Annotated in this window: 1 protein-coding gene; it reads left to right on the top strand. The window is 66.2% G+C overall.

What is annotated here, in order from left to right:
- Positions 1 to 97 precede the first annotated feature (97 nt).
- Positions 98 to 1,366, top strand: a complete 1,269-nt coding sequence (locus tag CRT60_RS00125) for an IS256 family transposase (protein WP_098734445.1) — start codon at positions 98 to 100, stop codon at positions 1,364 to 1,366.
- The last annotated feature ends 32 nt before the right edge of the window (positions 1,367 to 1,398 follow it).

Below are 1,398 nucleotides of genomic sequence, written 5' to 3' on the forward strand. Positions count from 1 at the left end.
GAGCTATGCGGGAAACTGGGTGATGACGGTCTGAAGAGGGCGGCGTATCGAGGCTGGTGACGAGCCTGCCCGAACCTCCACGAGGGAGCGATACGCCATGAGCGAGGATAGCAAGGTTGTCCGGCTGCGTCAGCCAGAGGAGATCGACGACCCGTTGACGGCCATCTTGCGGGCCGGGGCGCGCCGGCTGCTGGAGCAGGCGATCGAGGCGGAGGTGGAAGCCTTTCTGGCCTCCATGAAGGATATTAAGCTGCCGGACGGCCGCGACCGGGTGGTACGGCACGGCCATGGCCCTGAACGGACGATCCAAACCGGTATCGGGCCGGTTGAGGTGCGTCGAGCCAAGGTGCGCGACCGCGGCGGCGACACGGCCGGCGAGCGGGTCCGCTTCACTTCGAGTATTCTGCCCCGCTGGGCGCGGCGCTCCAAGAGCTTGGACGCCCTTCTGCCGGTGCTCTACCTGCGCGGCGTCTCCACCGGCGACTTCCAAGACGCGCTGAGCGCCCTGCTCGGCAAGGATGCGCCGAACCTGTCGCCCTCGGTGATCGGCCGGCTGAAGGACGAGTGGGCGGCCGACTATGCGCGCTGGCAAAAGCGCGATCTGTCGGCGCGGCGCTACGTCTACATTTGGGCCGACGGCGTCTACCTCCAGGCGCGCATGGAACCAGCGGCCGAGTGCATGCTGGTGATCATCGGCGCCACGCCGGAGGGCCGGAAAGAACTGGTCGGCTTTCAGGTCGGCGTGCGCGAGAGCGCGCAAAGCTGGCGCGAACTGCTGATCGACATCCAGGCGCGCGGCCTCACCATCGCCCCGGAACTCGCCATCGCCGATGGGGCGCTCGGCTTCTGGAAAGCGTTGGAGGAGGTTTTCCCCACCACCCGGCATCAACGCTGCTGGGTGCACAAGACCGCCAACGTGCTGAACAAGGTGGCCAAGACGGTGCAGCCGGCGATGAAGCAGGACTTGCGGGAGATCTGGATGGCGCCGGACCGAGCATCGGCGCAGGTCGCCATGGATGTCTTCGTGAAGAAGTACGCCACTAAATACGCCAAGGCGGTGGAGTGCCTGACCAAGGACCGCGACGCGCTGCTAGCCTTCTACGACTTCCCGGCCGAGCACTGGGATCATGTCCGAACCAGCAATCCCATCGAGAGCGTCTTCGCCACCGTCCGACACCGGACCTTCCGCACCAAGGGGGCGCTGTCGCAGGACACCGCAAAGCTGATGGTGTTCAAGCTGGTCACCGCCGCCGCGAAGACCTGGCGCCGCCTCCAGGGCGAAAACCTGTTGCCCAAGGTGATCCGCGGCGTCACATTCCGCGACGGCATCGAGGTCACCGACACCGCGTCACAGAACGCCGCCTGACCCGCCCGTCACCCAATTTCCCGCATAGCTCG

Source organism: Azospirillum palustre, assembly GCF_002573965.1.
Lineage (GTDB): Bacteria > Pseudomonadota > Alphaproteobacteria > Azospirillales > Azospirillaceae > Azospirillum > Azospirillum palustre.